Origin of the sequence: Caballeronia sp. ATUFL_F1_KS39 (genome assembly GCF_023630985.1) — a bacterium.
Taxonomy (GTDB): Bacteria; Pseudomonadota; Gammaproteobacteria; order Burkholderiales; family Burkholderiaceae; genus Caballeronia; species Caballeronia zhejiangensis.
This window is the reverse complement of the sequence record NZ_JALQDZ010000025.1, coordinates 142011-159733: the sequence shown is the minus strand read 5'-3', so window position 1 is coordinate 159733 and position 17723 is coordinate 142011. Positions and strand designations below refer to the sequence as shown.

At 61.9% G+C, this 17723-nt stretch carries 16 protein-coding genes; 14 read left to right on the top strand and 2 right to left on the bottom strand.

What is annotated here, in order from left to right:
* Positions 1-3: 3 nt before the first annotated feature.
* The 12 genes from NCR93_RS13590 to NCR93_RS13535 all read left to right on the top strand — a co-directional run bounded on the left by NCR93_RS13590 (position 4) and on the right by NCR93_RS13535 (position 12505).
* Entirely contained in the window at positions 4-1140 is a 1137-nt protein-coding gene (locus NCR93_RS13590) for an SLC13 family permease (protein ID WP_250440312.1), read from the top strand.
* A gap of 211 nt (positions 1141-1351) precedes the next feature.
* Positions 1352-1897: an ATP synthase subunit I gene (locus NCR93_RS13585; RefSeq protein WP_081851863.1), complete on the top strand. Its 546-nt coding sequence runs from the start codon at positions 1352-1354 to the stop codon at positions 1895-1897.
* Between the two features lie 177 nt (positions 1898-2074).
* Positions 2075-2926 (top strand): F0F1 ATP synthase subunit A, encoded by an 852-nt coding sequence (gene atpB / locus NCR93_RS13580; protein WP_008352455.1) that lies wholly within the window; start codon positions 2075-2077, stop codon positions 2924-2926.
* An 89-nt stretch (positions 2927-3015) separates the two neighbouring features.
* Positions 3016-3285: a F0F1 ATP synthase subunit C gene (gene atpE / locus NCR93_RS13575; protein ID WP_007180033.1), complete on the top strand. Its 270-nt coding sequence runs from the start codon at positions 3016-3018 to the stop codon at positions 3283-3285.
* A 133-nt stretch (positions 3286-3418) separates the two neighbouring features.
* Positions 3419-3889, top strand: a complete 471-nt coding sequence (locus NCR93_RS13570; protein WP_008352476.1) for a F0F1 ATP synthase subunit B — start codon at positions 3419-3421, stop codon at positions 3887-3889.
* Positions 3890-3891: 2 nt separating this feature from the next.
* On the top strand, positions 3892-4434 hold the full coding sequence (locus NCR93_RS13565) for a F0F1 ATP synthase subunit delta (RefSeq protein WP_034472325.1): 543 nt from the start codon (positions 3892-3894) through the stop codon (positions 4432-4434).
* 70 nt (positions 4435-4504) lie between these two features.
* On the top strand, positions 4505-6046 hold the full coding sequence (gene atpA, locus NCR93_RS13560; RefSeq protein WP_008352478.1) for a F0F1 ATP synthase subunit alpha: 1542 nt from the start codon (positions 4505-4507) through the stop codon (positions 6044-6046).
* Positions 6047-6110: 64 nt separating this feature from the next.
* Positions 6111-6995, top strand: a complete 885-nt coding sequence (gene atpG / locus NCR93_RS13555) for a F0F1 ATP synthase subunit gamma (protein ID WP_175979661.1) — start codon at positions 6111-6113, stop codon at positions 6993-6995.
* Between the two features lie 38 nt (positions 6996-7033).
* On the top strand, positions 7034-8428 hold the full coding sequence (atpD, locus tag NCR93_RS13550) for a F0F1 ATP synthase subunit beta (protein WP_033536458.1): 1395 nt from the start codon (positions 7034-7036) through the stop codon (positions 8426-8428).
* Between the two features lie 77 nt (positions 8429-8505).
* Positions 8506-8931 carry a F0F1 ATP synthase subunit epsilon gene (locus tag NCR93_RS13545; protein WP_008352481.1) on the top strand — a complete coding sequence of 142 codons (426 nt, stop codon included), beginning with the start codon at positions 8506-8508 and terminating at the stop codon, positions 8929-8931.
* Between the two features lie 279 nt (positions 8932-9210).
* Entirely contained in the window at positions 9211-10941 is a 1731-nt protein-coding gene (locus NCR93_RS13540) for an AMP-binding protein (RefSeq protein WP_008352482.1), read from the top strand.
* A gap of 616 nt (positions 10942-11557) precedes the next feature.
* On the top strand, positions 11558-12505 hold the full coding sequence (locus NCR93_RS13535) for an alpha/beta hydrolase (RefSeq protein ID WP_250480758.1): 948 nt from the start codon (positions 11558-11560) through the stop codon (positions 12503-12505).
* Positions 12506-12508: 3 nt separating this feature from the next.
* Here the strand turns inward: NCR93_RS13535 and NCR93_RS13530 are convergent, their stop codons facing one another.
* Entirely contained in the window at positions 12509-13354 is an 846-nt protein-coding gene (locus NCR93_RS13530; protein ID WP_250532247.1) for a transporter substrate-binding domain-containing protein, read from the bottom strand.
* 182 nt (positions 13355-13536) lie between these two features.
* Between NCR93_RS13530 and hemE the strand changes: the two genes are divergently transcribed.
* Both hemE and NCR93_RS13520 read left to right on the top strand, forming a co-directional pair.
* A complete protein-coding gene (gene hemE / locus NCR93_RS13525; RefSeq protein WP_175979658.1) occupies positions 13537-14634 on the top strand; it encodes a uroporphyrinogen decarboxylase in 1098 nt (365 codons plus the stop codon).
* Between the two features lie 461 nt (positions 14635-15095).
* Entirely contained in the window at positions 15096-17342 is a 2247-nt protein-coding gene (locus NCR93_RS13520; protein WP_250532246.1) for a primosomal protein N', read from the top strand.
* Position 17343: 1 nt separating this feature from the next.
* Here NCR93_RS13520 and NCR93_RS13515 read toward each other — a convergent pair whose 3' ends face one another.
* On the bottom strand, positions 17344-17499 hold the full coding sequence (locus NCR93_RS13515; protein ID WP_160172900.1) for a hypothetical protein: 156 nt from the start codon (positions 17497-17499) through the stop codon (positions 17344-17346).
* Positions 17500-17723 lie beyond the last annotated feature (224 nt).

Below are 17723 nucleotides of genomic sequence, written 5' to 3'. Positions count from 1 at the left end.
ATCTTGTCCGAATTCGACGTCAACCGTACACGTTCCGACTTTCTTGCGCGCATCTGGCGGGCCGTCTCGAAAGAGCCGGTTCTCGCCATTTTGGTATTCGCGCTCGTCGTGTTGCAGATCGCCCACCCACGTCCGTGGATGTCCCTGCCGGGTCTCGTCGACTGGCAGACGGTGCTTACACTCGCGGGCCTGCTGGTGCTGACCAAGGCCATCGAATTATCAGGATTCCTGATGTGGGCCGCGCATCGCCTCGTGCATCACATTCATGGCGAGCGTACATTGGCGCTGCTGCTCGTGGCGCTCGCCGCGGGCCTGTCCACGGTGCTGACCAACGACGTTGCGCTCTTCGCCGTCGTGCCGCTCGCCTTGTCGTTGCACAAGCTCGCGCCGCTGCCGATCAAACGGCTCGTCATCGTCATTGCGCTGTCGGTCAACGCAGGCTCGATTCTCACGCCGCTCGGCAATCCCCAGAACCTTTTCCTGTGGCAGACGAGCGGCGTCGGCTTCCCGGCGTTCGTCTGGGCGATGCTGCCGCTGTGCGCCGCGTTGATGGCGCTGCTCGGCATCGTCACGTTCGCGATGTTCCGCGCGGAGCCGCTGGATCTTTCCGGCGATGTCGAGGAACATCGCGTCGATCGCGTGCTGTGCGGTGTCAGCGTGCTCGCGTTTGCGGCGTTCGTCGCGCTCGCCGATGCGCATCACGCCGGCCCGGCGCTGGCCGTTCTGGCGGCCGTCTTCCTGTTGTGGCGACGTGAAGTCGTGTTGAAGATCGACTGGCTGCTGCTCCTCATCTTCGTGATGATGTTCATCGTGCTGCGCAGCGCGGCCGCCTTGCCGTCGATTCACGCAGGCATCGGCCATATAGGCATCGATACGCCGATGCGAGCGTATGCGGCGGGCGCGGTGCTGTCGCAGGCCATCAGCAACGTGCCGGCGGCCATCGTGCTCGCGGAGTTCTCGAAGGACTGGCGCGCGCTCGCATTTGGCGTGAGCGTCGGTGGATTCGGTATCGCAATCGGTTCGCTCGCGAATCTCATCGCCGTGCGCTTGTCGGGTGAAAAAGGCATGTGGATGCCATTTCACATGGTGTCGATCCCGTTCTGGATCGTGGCAATCGTCATCGGCTGGGCGCTCGTTTGATGCTCGGCGCAGGCTCCTCCATCGAATGAAAATCTCCTTGCAATTGCAAGGAAAGTCTCGCTTTTGAGACCGTTTTTTAAGGTTCGTCTGCTTGGTTTTTGACGCGCCTAAACTATTGAATCCGTGACAACAATCGCTTACAATCGCCCGGATTTATCAGCTAGGCCACCTCGAAAGCGCAGCGAAAGCGCAGGGTGATTTTCCCGGACTTTTGGTTGAAGGTTGGAAGACGGTGCGAGAGGAAAATCGAGCGCCGGACGCTCACGCAACCGGCGATGAAAACGCCTCCGGAAATCAGCCGCGCAGTTCGTCGAGCGACTCGTGGGATGCCGAAGCGCAAGAAAATAATATCGTTCCGCTCACGCGGGATCAGGCACAGAAGCTGTTTGGGCCCGAGGTGAGTCGTCCATCGCGTGTCACGCCGTTTAAGGTCGTGGCAGCGCAAATGGTTTTGTCCCTGGGTGCGACGCTGTTGTGGTGGCTGTTCTACAAGCCGCCGGGCGATGCTGCGCTGTCCGCATTTCTGGGGGGAGCGATCTGCTGGGTGCCGAGCGCTCTGTTCGCCGCGCGCCTGCGGGCGAAGAGCGGCGCGGAGACGATCATGAGCTGGATGATCGGCGAAGCGCTCAAGATGGGAGCGACGATCGCCATGTTCGTGGCGGTCGCGTACTGGTACAAGAGCGCGTTGTGGTTGCCGCTGCTCGTTACGTACATCGTCGCTCTGAAGACTTACTGGGTTGCAATGGCGCTTCGGTGACGATTCTTGACGTCCCAGGTAAGTGCCCGCAGCACGGATTGTAAGTAGCATCACGTATGAACAAGTGCGGACGTTGTGCCGCACTCGGGCCTCTCGACCCGGAGCCGCGCCGCGAAGCGGCGGCTCGGAAGCGACAGGCGGCGAAAGATTTTTGACAATTTGGGTGGCTTTAACGATATGGCAGCTAGCGAAGGAACGCACGCTCTGGATCCGTCCGAGTACATTGCGCACCACTTGCAGAATCTTTCCACGCACGCACAGACGTCGATCTTCGACATCCACGTCTGGAATCTCGACACGCTGTTCTGGTCGATCGTGTGCGGTGTCATCACCATCGTCATTCTCGGTCTTGCTGCACGCAAGGCGACGTCCGGTGTTCCCGGCCGTTTCCAGTGCGCCATCGAGATGCTGGTCGAAATGGTCGAAGACCAGTCGAAGTCGATGATCCACGGCAGCCGCCGCTTCATCGCTCCGCTCGCGCTGACCGTATTCGTCTGGGTCGCCCTGATGAACTCGCTCGACTTCATCCCCGTGGATCTGCCGCCGCGCATCATCGGCTGGCTCGGTCTCGAAAACGTCCTTCCGCATCATCGCATCGTTCCGACGGCTGACCTCAACGGCACCATCGGTATCGCGCTCGGCGTGTTCGTGCTGATGATCTACTACAACTTCAAGATCAAGGGCGCTGGCGGCTTCGTGCACGAACTGCTGTCGGCTCCGTTCGGCGCGCATCCGCTGCTGTGGATTCCGAACCTCGCGCTGAACATCATCGAGTTCGTCGCCAAGACGGTGTCGCTCGGCATGCGGCTGTTCGGCAACATGTACGCCGGCGAACTGCTGTTCCTGCTGATCGCCCTTCTGGGCAGCATGTGGACGTTCGGTGCGGACGCTTCCGTGCTCGGCTTCATCGGCCACGTGGTCGCGGGCACGGTTTGGGCGATCTTCCACATTCTGATCGTGCTGTTGCAGGCGTTCATTTTCATGATGCTGACGCTGGTGTACATCGGCCAGGCGCATGACTCACACTGACGCGTTGCGGCACGTTCCGGAATCGTTCAGGTTTTAGGTTTTCGTTTTTTATAAATCCAGTTCCAAAGTCTTTAATCAAAGGAGTGATCATGCAAGCTTTCATCGCCAACATCCAAGGTCTGACCGCCATCGGTATCGGCATCATCATCGGCCTGGGTGCAATCGGCGCCTGTATCGGTATCGGTCTGATGGGCGGCAAGTACATCGAAGCATGCGCCCGCCAGCCGGAACTGATGAACCCGCTGCAGACCAAGATGTTCCTGCTGGCTGGTCTGATCGACGCGGCGTTCCTGATCGGCGTTGGTGTGGCAATGCTGTTTGCGTTCGCGAACCCGCTGCTCTCGAAGCTCGCAGGCTGAGGTTCCTCGGAAGTGTGCGTCTGACTTTTTAAAGACGCTGAACGGAACGGGTGAGGCGCTGATCGAGCTCAACAAGCCGATGAGCGCCTTTTAACCGTTTCACCTCCGATCAAGCAACGTTTAAGGAAACACCGTGAATCTCAACGCAACCCTGTTTGCGCAAATGGTCGTGTTTCTGATCCTCGCGTGGTTCACGATGAAGTTCGTGTGGCCGCCGTTGATCAACGCCCTCGACGAGCGCTCGAAGAAGATTGCCGACGGCCTCGCCGCCGCCGACAAGGGCAAAGCGGAACTCGAAGCTGCGCACAAGCGCGTCGACCAGGAACTCGCGCAAGCGCGCAACGACGGCCAGCAACGCATCGCCGACGCTGAAAAGCGCGCTGCCGCAGTCGCAGAAGAAATCAAGGCCAACGCTCAAGCCGAAGCCGCGCGTATCGTTGCGCAAGCCAAGGCCGACGCCGACCAGCAAATCGTGAAGGCTCGCGAAGCGCTGCGTGGCGAAGTCGCTGCGCTGGCTGTGAAAGGCGCTGAGCAGATTCTGAAGCGCGAAGTCGATCAGAAGGCACACGCCGATCTGCTGAATCAACTCAAAACCGAGCTCTGATCATGGCCGAACTTGCAACCATCGCTCGTCCTTACGCAGAAGCGCTGTTCCGCGTGGCCGAAACCGGCGATCTCGCGGGCTGGTCCACCTTCGTTGAGGAGCTGGCACAGGTTGCGCGTCTGCCCGAAGTGGAGACGGTCGCTTCGAGCCCGAAGGTGAGCCGCCAGCAAATCGTCGATCTCCTGCTCGCCGCAGTGAAGTCGCCGTTGGCCCAAAGCCAGCCTCAAGCGAAGAACTTCGTCGGCATGCTGGTCGAGAACCATCGCCTGCCGCTGCTGCCGGAAATCGCCGTCCAGTTCGACGAGCTGAAGAACGCCCGTGAAGGTGCTGCCGATGCTCACATCGTGAGCGCGTTCCCCCTCGAAGGCGAACAGTTGAACGACCTCGTTGCAAGCCTCGAACGCAAGTTCCAGCGCAAGCTGAAACCGACCGTCGAAATCGATCAGTCGCTGATCGGCGGCGTTCGCGTGACGGTTGGCGACGAAGTGCTCGATACCTCGGTCCGCGCGCGCCTCGCCAGCATGCAGACGGCTCTGACCGCTTAATTTGCGAATTAATGCGATCAACCGAGTCTGATGACTGGCACGCAACAGAATTGACTATCAGGAGCGAATAATGCAACTCAATCCCTCTGAGATCAGCGAGCTGATCAAGAGCCGGATCCAGGGCCTTGAAGCGAGCGCGGACGTTCGCAACCAGGGCACCGTGATCTCCGTGACCGACGGTATCGTGCGTATCCACGGCCTGTCGGACGTGATGCAGGGCGAAATGCTCGAATTCCCGGGCAACACCTTCGGCCTCGCGCTGAACCTCGAACGTGACTCGGTCGGCGCCGTTATTCTCGGCGAGTACGAGCACATCTCGGAAGGCGACATCGTCAAGACGACGGGCCGCATTCTCGAAGTGCCGGTCGGTCCGGAACTCGTCGGCCGTGTGGTCGACGCGCTCGGCAACCCGATCGACGGTAAAGGCCCGATCAACGCGAAGGCAACGGACGCAATCGAAAAGATCGCCCCGGGCGTGATTTGGCGTAAGTCGGTGTCGCAGCCGGTGCAGACGGGTCTGAAGTCGATCGACTCGATGGTGCCGATCGGCCGTGGCCAGCGCGAGCTGATCATCGGCGACCGTCAGTGCGGCAAGACCGCGGTGGCCGTCGACGCGATCATCAACCAGAAGGGCAAGGATCTCATCTGTATCTACGTCGCGATCGGCCAGAAGGCTTCGTCGATCATGAACGTGGTGCGCAAGCTCGAGGAAACCGGCGCGATGGCTTACACCATCGTCGTGGCGGCTTCGGCTTCGGAATCGGCCGCGATGCAGTACCTCGCGCCGTACGCCGGCTGCACGATGGGCGAATACTTCCGCGATCGCGGCCAAGATGCGCTGATCGTCTATGACGACTTGACCAAGCAGGCGTGGGCGTATCGCCAGATTTCGCTGCTGCTGCGCCGCCCGCCGGGCCGCGAAGCGTATCCGGGCGATGTGTTCTATCTGCACTCGCGTCTGCTCGAGCGTGCGGCTCGGGTCTCGGAAGAGTACGTCGAGAAGTTCACGAACGGCGAAGTGAAAGGCAAGAGCGGTTCGCTGACGGCACTGCCGGTCATCGAAACGCAAGCCGGCGACGTGACCGCATTCGTTCCGACGAACGTGATCTCGATTACCGACGGCCAGATCTTCCTGGAAACCGACCTGTTCAACGCCGGTATCCGCCCTGCTATCAACGCGGGCGTGTCGGTGTCGCGCGTCGGCGGTGCGGCTCAGACGAAGGTCATCAAGAAGCTGTCGGGCGGTATCCGTACCGACCTCGCGCAGTATCGTGAGCTCGCCGCGTTCGCGCAGTTCGCATCGGACCTCGACGAAGCCACCCGCAAGCAGCTCGAGCGCGGCCGCCGCGTGACGGAACTGCTGAAGCAGCCGCAGTATCAGCCGCTGCAAGTGTGGGAACTGGCCGTCGCGCTGTTCGCAGCCAACAACGGCTATCTGGACGATCTCGAAGTTTCGCAAGTGCTCGCATTCGAAAAGGGCATGCGCGAATTCCTGAAGACCAGCCACGGCGATCTGATTAAGCGCATCGAAGACAATAAAGACTTGTCGAAGGACGACGAAGGCGCACTGCATGCCGCGCTGAAGGACTTCAAGAAGTCGGGCGCTTATTGATCGGGATAGAGGAGCAACGCGCGATGTCACCGGACGTCGCGCGGCTTCGATCAAGGAGTAAGCAATGGCTGGAATGAAGGAAATTCGCGGCAAGATCAAGAGCGTGCAGAACACGCGCAAGATCACGAAAGCGATGGAAATGGTCGCCGCATCGAAGATGCGCCGCGCCCAGGAGCGCATGCGTTCCGCCCGTCCGTATGCCGACAAGGTCCGTTCGATCGCATCGCACATGAGCCGTGCGAACCCCGAGTATCGCCATCCGTTCATGGTCGAGAACAAGGGCGCAAAGACGGCCGGCCTGATCCTCGTCACGACCGACAAGGGTCTGTGCGGCGGCATGAACACGAACATCCTGCGTGCGTCGCTGAACAAGATCAAGGAACTCGATCAAAGCGGTGTCCAGATCGAAGCTTCGGCGATCGGCGGCAAGGGACTCGGCTTCCTGAATCGCCTGAAGGCGAAGGTCGTGTCGCAAGTCACGCAACTGGGCGACACGCCGCATCTGGAAAAGCTGATCGGCGCGATCAAGGTGCAGCTCGACCTGTATTCGGAAGGCAAGATCAACGCGGTGTACCTCGCGTACACGCGCTTCATCAACACGATGAAGCAGGAAGCGGTGATCGAGCAACTGCTGCCGTTGTCGGTGGACGACCTGGACGCGAAGGACGAAGACGGCGTCACGCCGAAGACCTCGTGGGACTACATCTACGAGCCGGACGCGCAAACCGTGGTGGACGAGCTTCTCGTGCGCTACGTCGAAGCGCTCGTCTATCAGGCGGTCGCGGAAAACATGGCGTCGGAGCAATCCGCGCGCATGGTCGCGATGAAGGCCGCGTCGGACAACGCGAAGACCGTGATCAACGAACTGCAGCTCGTCTACAACAAGAGCCGCCAGGCCGCGATTACGAAAGAATTGTCGGAAATCGTCGGCGGCGCCGCAGCGGTCTGACGGCCGCGTGAAAGAACACAGTATCTAAAGGAAATGCGATGAGTACTACTGCTTTGGTAGAAGGCAAGATCGTACAGTGCATCGGCGCCGTTATCGACGTGGAATTTCCGCGTGCGCAAATGCCGAAGATTTACGACGCGCTCATTCTGGAAGGCACCGAACTGACGCTCGAAGTCCAGCAGCAGCTGGGCGACGGCGTGGTTCGCACCATCTGTCTGGGTGCATCCGACGGCCTGCGCCGCGGCACGATGGTCAAGAACACGGGCAAGCCCATCAGCGTGCCGGTCGGCAAGCCGACGCTCGGCCGCATCATGGACGTGCTCGGCCGTCCGATCGACGAAGCGGGTCCGATCGAATCGGAAACGACGCGTTCGATCCACCAGAACGCACCTTCGTTCGACGAGCTGTCGCCGTCGACGGAACTGCTCGAAACCGGCATCAAGGTTATCGACCTGATCTGCCCGTTCGCGAAGGGCGGCAAGGTCGGTCTGTTCGGCGGTGCAGGCGTGGGCAAGACCGTGAACATGATGGAACTCATCAACAACATCGCGAAGGAGCACGGCGGTTACTCCGTGTTCGCGGGCGTTGGCGAGCGTACCCGTGAAGGGAACGACTTCTATCACGAAATGAAGGACTCGAACGTTCTCGACAAGGTCGCGCTGGTCTACGGCCAGATGAACGAGCCGCCGGGCAACCGTCTGCGCGTCGCGCTGACCGGTCTGACGATGGCCGAGCACTTCCGTGACGAAGGCCTCGACGTGCTGTTCTTCGTCGACAACATCTATCGTTTCACGCTGGCGGGTACGGAAGTGTCCGCACTGCTCGGCCGTATGCCTTCGGCAGTGGGCTATCAGCCGACGCTGGCTGAAGAAATGGGCAAGCTGCAAGAGCGCATCACGTCGACGAAGACCGGCTCGATCACGTCCGTTCAGGCCGTGTATGTCCCTGCGGATGACTTGACCGACCCGTCGCCGGCTACGACCTTCGGCCACCTGGATGCAACCGTCGTGTTGTCGCGTGACATCGCTTCGCTGGGTATCTATCCGGCAGTGGACCCGCTCGATTCGACCTCGCGTCAGATCGACCCGAACGTGATTGGCGAAGAGCACTACACGATCACGCGCGGCGTGCAGCAGACGCTGCAGCGCTACAAGGAACTGCGCGACATCATCGCGATTCTGGGCATGGACGAACTGTCGCCGGAAGACAAGCTGTCGGTTGCGCGCGCTCGTAAGATCCAGCGTTTCCTGTCGCAGCCGTTCCACGTTGCTGAAGTGTTCACGGGCTCGCCGGGCAAGTACGTGCCGCTGAAGGAAACCATCCGCGGCTTCAAGATGATCGTCGAAGGTGAGTGCGATCATCTGCCGGAGCAGGCGTTCTACATGGTCGGCACGATCGACGAAGCCTTCGAAAAGGCCAAGAAGATCCAGTAAGAGTCGGGTGTTTTTCAGGCGGACGTCCGCGCAGCGCGGGCGTCCACTCATGACACCGACGACAGGAGTCGACATACATGGCAACCATCAAGGTAGACGTCGTCAGCGCGGAAGAGCAGATCTTCTCGGGCCAGGCGAAGTTCGTCGCGCTGCCGGGCGAAGCGGGTGAACTCGGCATTCTGCCGGGTCATACGCCGCTCATCACGCGCATTCGTCCCGGTGCGGTGCGTATCGAGGCGGAAGACGGTACGGAAGAGTTCGTGTTCGTTGCCGGCGGGATTCTCGAAATCCAGCCGGGCATCGTGACCGTGCTCGCCGATACGGCCATCCGCGGCGCGGATCTCGACGAAGCGAAGGCAGAGCAGGCGAAGAAGCGCGCCGAGGAAGCGATTCAAAACAACACCTCGGAGCTCGAGTACGCGACCGCGCAAGCGGAACTCGCTTACGCGACGGCTCAACTCGCGGCGATTCAACGTCTGCGCAAGGCGCACGCAAAGCACTAAGCGCACGACGCATCGAGCAGCAGCGATCAGCAGGTCAAGAAAGCAGCCTTCGGGCTGCTTTTTTTATGCTCCTAATCGGCAAATCGCGCACGCAAATCTGCATAACGGTTATGTGGCGCTCACTCCGATTCACGTAAGCGATTGATTCAGCGCATCTTTCGCCGATCGCACGAAAGCGGCATTGCGGGAAACACTCAATGCCCGCGCTCGTCCTCGCGATGCACAATGGCCTCCAATTAGCCTTCACCGGGCGGCGATTCACATTGGCGGAGACCATCGATGACAACTGAACCGACCCACGCCGGCGCGCAGATCGAACCGCGCGACGGCATTTCCTATGTTCGCGGCGCGACCGACATCCCATTGAGCGACGCGACCGTTGCGCGCTTCCTTCTCGAAACCGCTGGGAGATTCCCCGATCGCCCGGCCGTCGTGTTCCGCGAGCAGAACATCCGCTGGACGTGGCGCGAGTTCGCAAATCAGATCGACGTGCTCGCGAGCGGACTGCTCGCGCTCGGCATCGAGGCGGGTGATCGCGTCGGCATCTGGTCGCCCAACCGCATCGAATGGCTGCTCACGCAGTTCGCCACCGCGCGCATGGGCGCCACGCTCGTCAACATCAATCCGGCGTACCGGCTGGCCGAGCTCGAATATGCGCTGAACAAGGTCGGCTGCAAGGCGATCATCGCGGCCGAGCAGTTCAAGTCATCGAAATATCTGGAGATGCTGCAGACGCTCGCGCCCGAACTCGCGCATGCCGAGCCGAACGCGCTTCACGCCGCGAATCTGCCGGAATTGCGCGCCGTGATCCGCATGGGCGAGAGCAAGACGCCCGGCATGCTCAATTTCGAGGACGTGATGCGTACCGGTCGCGAACGGCTCGACGCGACGCCGCTCGACGCAGTCGAGGCGAAGCTGAAGCCGGACGATCCGATCAACATCCAGTTCACGAGCGGCACCACGGGCAATCCGAAGGGCGCGACGCTCACACATCGGAACATCGTCAACAACGCGCGCTATATCGCAATGGCGATGCGCCTGACCGAGCAGGATTCGCTGTGCATTCCGGTGCCGCTGTATCACTGCTTCGGCATGGTCCTGGCCGTGCTCGCGTGCGTATCGACGGGCTGCACGATGGTGTTTCCCGGCGAAGCCTTCGACCCCGCCGCGACGCTCGCTGCCGTGCACGAAGAAAAATGCACGGCGCTGCATGGCGTGCCGACGATGTTCATCGCCGAACTCGATCACCCGGACTTCGGGAAGTACGATCTGAGCCGGCTGCGCACGGGCATCATGGCGGGTTCGCCGTGTCCGATCGAGACGATGAAGCGCGTCGTGTCGAAGATGCATCTCAGCGAGATCACGATCGCGTACGGCATGACTGAGACAAGCCCCGTGTCCTTCCAGAGCTCGACGACCGATCCGCTCGACAAGCGCACGACGACCGTCGGACGCATTCAGCCGCATCTGGAAGTGAAGATCGTCGATCCGCTGGGCAATATCGTGCCGGTCGGCGAAACCGGCGAGCTGTGCACGCGCGGCTATTCGGTGATGAAAGGCTACTGGGGCGACGACGCCAAGACGCGCGAGGCGATCGTCGACGGATGGATGCACACCGGCGACCTCGCGACCATCGACGCGGAAGGTTACTGCAACATCGTCGGCCGCCTGAAGGACATGCTGATTCGGGGCGGCGAGAACGTCTATCCGCGCGAAATCGAGGAATTCCTGTTCCGTCATCCGAAGGTGCAGTCGGTGCAGGTCTTCGGCGTGCCCGATCAGAAATACGGTGAGGAAGTATGCGCGTGGATCGTCGTGCGTCCCGGCGAGCAGGCGAGCGAGGAGGAAATTCGCGAGTTTTGCCAAGGACAGATCGCGCACTACAAGATTCCGCGCTACATCCGCTTCGTCGACGAACTGCCGATGACCGTCACCGGCAAGGCGCAGAAATTCGTGATGCGCGCCCGCATGATCGACGAACTGAAAATCGCCGAGGCCAAAACGGCCTGAACTTCGGCGCTGCTTCGCGGTGAAAAGACAAAGGGAGCGCTGCGGCGCTCCCTTCTGTCATTGGACGAAACGTTCGGGTGTTGAAATCCCAAAACGCAAACGTTTGTCCGGGCGAAAAAAAAGCGGGCCTGGAGCCCGCTAAAAACCACACGCTACGGGGTTAGCGCGAGGAGACCAAACGTGGGATGTGTCGAATGCCTTGCATTCGAATAACGATCCCAACACCGATGCCCCAAATGTGAGTGCTTCGGCCACAGCCTGCCATCGGATCACGTTGTTTTCGCACGACGCGACCCAATACATCCGTGTTGAAACCGTTTCAACAGATTGTGGGCGAATTGAATCCGAGTCGCCGTAACAAAGTGTTTCAGGTTGTAACCCGCGCCCGATAAGGCTCGGAGGAAATTTTCGAGCGCGATTGTCCAGATTTCGACCGATATATTGTCTGTTATTCGGACGATTAATCCGTTCGGGATGACTTGACGCGCGATTGCAGATTTTCAAACTCGTGCGATTATTCTATTTTTTTCGCGGAAATCGAACGCCCGGACGCATGAAATCGATGCGCAAAGCAGGCCGCGCGCGCATAACGACGCGAAAACCTATGGAGATACGCATGAGCATTGATGCAGCCCTGCTTCGCTATTACGGCGCCGTCGAGGACGCTTTTCCGGCTTTGCCGCCCGACGCGGACGCGCTGGCGATCCGTGAGCGCTTCAGCAAGGTCGCTCGAGCCTACGCCGGAGAGCGCGACGATGCCGTAACGGCGGAAAATATTCAGCTCGATCTCGAAGGCCGCACGCTCGCCGCCCGCATCTACAAGCCGAAAGAGGCCCGCGGCCCGCTGCCGCTGATCGTGTACTTTCACGGCGGCGGCTGGGTCGTCGGCGATATCGACACGCACGATGGCCTCGTCGCACGGCTCTCGCGCGACTCGCAATGCGCGGTGGCGAGCGTCGACTACCGGCTCGCGCCCGAGCATCCGTTTCCCGCGCCGTGCGAAGACGCGCTCGACGCGCTGCTCTGGCTCGCGGAGCACCGGTCGCGGCTCGGCTTCGCGACCGACCGGCTGGCCGTCGGCGGCGACAGCGCGGGCGCGCATCTGGCGGTTGTCGCGGCCCGCGGCGCGAACGAGCGCGTCGCGGGCATCGTCGGCTTGCAACTGCTGCTTTACCCGGTCATGCGTCGTCAGTTCGAGAGCCCGAGTTGCATCGCCAATGCGAACGGTCCGGGTCTCACGAACGATGAGATGAAGTGGTACTGGACCCAGTTCCTTTCGGGTGAAACACCGCAGGCGCACGATGTGCGCGCCTTTCCGCTCTCCGAGCCGTTCGAGCGCACGCCGGCGCCCGCGATCGTCGTCGCGGCGGCGTACGATCCGCTCTATGACGACGCCGTCGAACTCGAACGCTTCCTGCAAGCGAACGGCGGCCGTGTCGAGCTGATCGACGCGCGCGACATGACGCACGGATTCGGCCGCATGCATTCACAGTCCGACGCGGCGCTCGGCTGGCTGCGCAAGATCGGCGAGCGCACCGGCGAACTCTTGCGCGCCGCGCGCTGACCGCTACTTCAGCCACTTGTCATAGACAGCCTGGAACTCGCCCGACGAACGGGCGAGATGCAGCCACTGATCGACATACTGCTGGAACGGCACGTCGCCGCGCGGCAGCAGATACGCCTTTTCGCCAAACTGGAACGGCTTGTCCGGATGCACCGAGCACAGCCCCGGATTGAGCTTCTGCTGAAGCAGCGTTTCGGATGCGTCCGTGACCATGACGTCGGCCTTGCCGTCGAGAATCTGCTTGAAGATGGTCACGTTGTCCGGATACTCGATCAGTTGCGAGTGCGCAAAGAACTGCTTCGCGAAGCGTTCGTTCGTACCGCCCGGATTCACGATCGTCCGCACGTTCGGCTGATCGATCTGCGCGACGGTCTGATACTTCTCGACATCGTCGCAACGCACGATCGGCGTCTTGCCGTCTTCCATGTACGGCGCGGTGAAAAACGCGCGCTTCTGCCGTTCGAGCGTCGTCGAGACGCCGCCCACGGCGATATCGCATTTCGCGATGAAGTCGTTCATCAGATTCGACCACGACGTCTTCACATACTCGGCCTTCGCGCCGAGCGACTTCGCGAGACTTTCCGCGAGATCGATGTCGATGCCCTCGAACTGCCCGTCCGGACGCAGGAACGAGTACGGTTTGTAATCGCCGGTCGTGCAGACGCGCAGCGTGTGGCGTGCGAGGATGTCGTCGAGGCGAGAGGGCGCGGCAACCGACGAAGGCGCGGGCGCGGCGGACTTTGCTCCGGCGACGGTGCCGGCCTGAATCGTCTGCGCGTGCACGGCGTTCAAAAGCGAGAGCGACACCGCGAAGGCAGCGGCTGCGAGACTGACGGACGTGCGTTGCATCGATTCTCCTGGTTCTAGTTGTGTAAGCACACTGATCATAACGAGGGCTTCGCTTGCCCGAAATCCGGCCAAACGACATAGGCCGCGCGGCATGAGCCGTTCCGAATTGCCGGGCTCAGCCGGCGTAAACGTTCGACCGCTCCGGTAGAATGGACGATTCTCTGCCTTGAGCATCGAGCGACGTGGCACACACTCTTCTGAACGACACCTTCCTGCGCGCGCTCTTGCGCCAGCCGACCGACTACACGCCGATCTGGCTGATGCGCCAGGCAGGGCGCTATCTGCCGGAATACAACGCGACGCGTGCTCGCGCGGGCAGTTTTCTCGGTCTCGCGAAGAATCCGGATTACGCGACCGAAGTCACGCTTCAGCCGCTCGAACGCTTTCCGCTCGACGCCGCGATTCTCTTCTCGGACATCCTGACCGTCCCCGACGCAATGGGGCTCGGTCTGAACTTCGTGCAGGGCGAGGGGCCGCGTTTCGAGCGCACGGTGCGTACCGAAGACGATGTGAAGCGCCTTGCCGTGCCGGACATCGGCGCGACGCTTTCCTACGTCACCGACGCCGTAAGCCAGATTCGCCGCGCGCTCACCGACGCGCAAGGCCGCCAGAAGGTCCCGCTGATCGGCTTCTCCGGTAGTCCGTGGACGCTCGCGTGCTACATGGTCGAAGGCGGTGGCTCGGACGACCATCGCACGGTCAAGTCGATGGCGTATTCGCGGCCGGACCTGATGCATCGCATTCTCGAGGTCAACGCGCAAGCCGTCACCGCTTACCTGAACGCGCAGATCGAAGCGGGCGCGCAGGCCGTGATGATCTTCGATACATGGGGCGGCGCACTCGCGGATGGCGCGTATCAGCGCTTCTCGCTCGAATACATCGCGAAGGTGGTTGCCGGCCTGAAGCGCGAGCACGATGGCGCGCGCGTCCCGGTCATCACGTTCACGAAGGGCGGCGGACTCTGGATCGAGGAAATCGCGGCGACGGGCGTCGATGCGGTCGGTCTCGACTGGACCATGAATCTCGGCCGGGCGCGCGAAAAGGTCGGCTCGCGTGTGGCGCTGCAGGGGAACATCGATCCGAGCGTGTTGTTCGCGCCGCCCGCGTCGATCCGCACCGAAGCGCGCGCCGTGCTCGAAAGCTTCGGCAATTTTCCGGGCCACGTCTTCAACCTGGGCCACGGCATCTCGCAGTTCACGCCGCCGGAAAATGTCGCGGAGCTGGTCGACGAGGTTCATCGACATAGCCGCGCCATGCGCGCCGGCCAAGCCGCCCGGTAAAAGGCGTACGAAAGCCTGCGTTGCGGACGCGTGCTGCAGTGCAATATCGGTGATTCGGGGCAAGTGATCAGGAGCTGGAGGGTTCTGTCCGGATCGCCCGCCTCAGGCGGCGCTCCCCGATGTCAAGACTGAACTTATGCACAATTTGTTCGCTGCGGCGCGCCATCAGACGTATGGCTTACAGCAACCAATAAGATGTCGCTATATGTGCTTCAAGCCAATGATTTTTAACGCATTTCGACGGCTTCGCCCGAAATGTGGGTTAGCGCACATAAGGGATTCGTGACATTGTTTGCGGCGATCAGGGACGCACTTCTCAACAAAGTTATCCACAGGGCTGTGGAAAGCATCGGAAATCCAAAAATAATCGGCGGTTTACAGACGATTCTGATGTTTCACTTTAACTTCTGCCGCCTCGGGCGCTTGGTTCTGTCGAACCGTCTTGCGCGGGGTCCCGCGCGGTGACTGATCTATTCGTCCGCGTCGCCGTCGATCAGCCCATGCCCGTGCTGTTCGACTACCGCTATGCGCTGCCGGCCGAGCCTGTCGTCGGCATGCTGGTGCAGGTGCCGTTCGGGCGACGCGAAGTCGTCGGGTTGATCTGCGAAATCGCCCATTCAAGCGACGTGCCCGCTGCCAAACTGCGCGACATCACTTCGATTTGCGAAGGCTGCGCGCCGCTGTCGGAAAAGTGGATCGCGCTTGTCAGCTTCGCCGCCGACTACTATCAGCGCGGGCTGGGCGAAGTCGCGCTGCCGGCGCTTCCGCAGGCGTTGCGCGACGCCTCGCGCTGGGATCGCCTTTTTGCCGTCGAGCCGCGCTTTCGCATTCTCCCCGAAGGGCGCGCGCAACTCCCCGATGCTTTGCCCGCCCGCGCCAGCGCCCTCCGGCGTCTCGCCGATGCGCTCGCGGAACAGCCGTCGCTGACGTTGTCCGACGCGCGTGCGTTGCATCCGAAAGCGGGCGCGACCTTCGACGACTGGATCGCGCGCGGATGGATCGAAACGGTGACAGCGCAGATCGCCGAACCCGACGCGAGCGCGCCGATGCTGCCGACCGGCGCGGTGCCGCTGCCCTTGCTGACCGATGAACAACGCGAAGCCGTCGATGCAATTTCCGGCGCGCAAGGGTTCGCCCCGCTCCTGCTGCACGGCGTGACGGGCAGTGGCAAGACCGAGGTGTATCTGCACGCGCTCGCCGCGTTGCTCGCCGACCGGCCTGACGCGCAGGCGCTCGTCCTCGTTCCCGAAATCAATCTGACGCCGCAGTTCGAAGCGGCGTTTCGCGCGCGTTTCGCGGCGCTCGCGGACGGCTCGATCGTCACGATGCACAGCGGACTCGCCGAAGGCGAACGCGCGCGCAACTGGCTCGCGGCGCATACGGGCAGCGCGCGCATCGTGCTCGGCACGCGCCTCGCGATTCTCGCGTCGATGCCGAAGCTCGCGATCATCGTCGTCGATGAGGAACACGATCCCGCGTACAAGCAACAGGAAGGCTTGCGCTACTCCGCGCGCGATCTCGCCATCTACCGCGCGAAGCAACTGGATATTCCCGTCGTGCTCGGATCGGCGACGCCATCGCTCGAAACCTGGTGGCAGGCCGAGCAGGGCCGCTACACGCGACTCACGCTCACGCGCCGCGCCGTCGCCGAAGCGGTGCTGCCGAGCGTCCGGCTCATCGATCTGGAAGAGGAAAGACGGCGAGGCCGCGCCTCGGTCGAGGGGCTCGCGGGGCCGCTGATCGCGGCGCTGAAGACACGCGTCGAGCGCGGCGAGCAAAGCCTCGTATTCCTGAACCGGCGCGGCTATGCGCCGATCCTGTCCTGCGATGCCTGCGGCTGGGTCGCCGGTTGTCCGCGTTGCAGCGCGTATGCCGTGCTGCATAAGCCTGAGCGCGCGCTGCGTTGTCATCACTGCGGCTGGGAATCGCGCATTCCGAAGTCGTGTCCGGAATGCGGCAACATCGATATCGCGCCGATGGGCCGCGGCACGCAGCGCGTCGAGGAAACGCTCGCGAGCGTGGTGCCGGGTGCTCGCGTGCTGCGCATCGACGCCGACAGCACGCGCCGCAAAGGCAGCGCGCAGGCGCTTTTCTCCGATGTCCACGCGGGCGAAGTCGACATTCTCGTTGGCACGCAGATGATCGCGAAGGGCCATGATTTCCGGCGCGTGACGCTCGTCGGCGTGCTGAACGCGGACACCGCGCTTTTCTCCCACGACTTTCGCGCGAGCGAGCGGCTCTTCGCGCAACTGACGCAGGTGAGCGGGCGCGCCGGACGCGCGGGCTTGCCCGGCGAAGTGATGATCCAGACGCGCTATCCGCGTCACGCGCTGTATCAGGCGCTTTCGCGACAAGACTACGTGGGTTTCGCCAATTCGACGCTCGCCGAACGCCGCGACGCGCGTCTGCCGCCGTTCGTCTACCAGGCGATGCTGCGCGCCGAAGGCCGCACGCTCGATGCGGCGCTGAAATTCCTCGAAGAAGCGGCGGCGGCGTTCGGACCTCTGCCCGGCGCTGAGCGCGTGACGGTCTACGACGCGGTTCCGCTCACCATCGTGAAAGTGTTCAATGTCCACCGTGCGCAACTGCTGCTCGAAAGCGCGTCGCGGGCCGCGCTGCAGGCGTCGCTGCGCGCGTGGCAGCCGGTGCTGCGCTCCCTCAAGGGCGTGCTGCGCTGGAACGTGGAAGTCGATCCGCTGGACGTCTGATTCAGATTTCGGCGCGTGGAACGTCGCTGACCGCGCGGTCGCCTTGGCCGGAAGCGTCATCGGACCGATGAACGTGCGGCGACGCGCCCCGCACGAACAACACGACGCAGACCGCGAACATCGCCCAAACGCCGGCCACCACCATCCAAGTGCTCATGCTCGTTGCTCTCCCCGAAATCGCGGAATATCGACCGCTGAAGGCGTCGCCATCGACGGCGCATGGCGTTTATAACGGCGGTGTCCGAGGATTTACTTAGGGGCCGTCTCAAAAATTCCGGATTAGGGAAACTACTAGGCACCGAGCGCCGCGCGCCATCCGGCGGTGCACCGCTCAAAGCCTTGTGCCACAAGGGTTTCATTGTGGTGCAACCCTAGCAAAAA

What these genes read in the sequence shown, in the direction of transcription:
- NCR93_RS13565 (WP_034472325.1), top strand. Translation starts at nt 3,892, where the DNA reads ATGGCCGAACTTGCAACCATCGCTCGTCCTTACGCAGAAGCGCTGTTC.
- atpD (WP_033536458.1), top strand. Translation starts at nt 7,034, where the DNA reads ATGAGTACTACTGCTTTGGTAGAAGGCAAGATCGTACAGTGCATCGGC.
- NCR93_RS13535 (WP_250480758.1), top strand. Translation starts at nt 11,558, where the DNA reads ATGAGCATTGATGCAGCCCTGCTTCGCTATTACGGCGCCGTCGAGGAC.
- atpG (WP_175979661.1), top strand. Translation starts at nt 6,111, where the DNA reads ATGGCTGGAATGAAGGAAATTCGCGGCAAGATCAAGAGCGTGCAGAAC.
- NCR93_RS13515 (WP_160172900.1), bottom strand. Translation starts at nt 17,499, where the DNA reads ATGAGCACTTGGATGGTGGTGGCCGGCGTTTGGGCGATGTTCGCGGTC.
- NCR93_RS13540 (WP_008352482.1), top strand. Translation starts at nt 9,211, where the DNA reads ATGACAACTGAACCGACCCACGCCGGCGCGCAGATCGAACCGCGCGAC.
- atpA (WP_008352478.1), top strand. Translation starts at nt 4,505, where the DNA reads ATGCAACTCAATCCCTCTGAGATCAGCGAGCTGATCAAGAGCCGGATC.
- atpE (WP_007180033.1), top strand. Translation starts at nt 3,016, where the DNA reads ATGCAAGCTTTCATCGCCAACATCCAAGGTCTGACCGCCATCGGTATC.
- NCR93_RS13545 (WP_008352481.1), top strand. Translation starts at nt 8,506, where the DNA reads ATGGCAACCATCAAGGTAGACGTCGTCAGCGCGGAAGAGCAGATCTTC.
- NCR93_RS13530 (WP_250532247.1), bottom strand. Translation starts at nt 13,354, where the DNA reads ATGCAACGCACGTCCGTCAGTCTCGCAGCCGCTGCCTTCGCGGTGTCG.
- atpB (WP_008352455.1), top strand. Translation starts at nt 2,075, where the DNA reads ATGGCAGCTAGCGAAGGAACGCACGCTCTGGATCCGTCCGAGTACATT.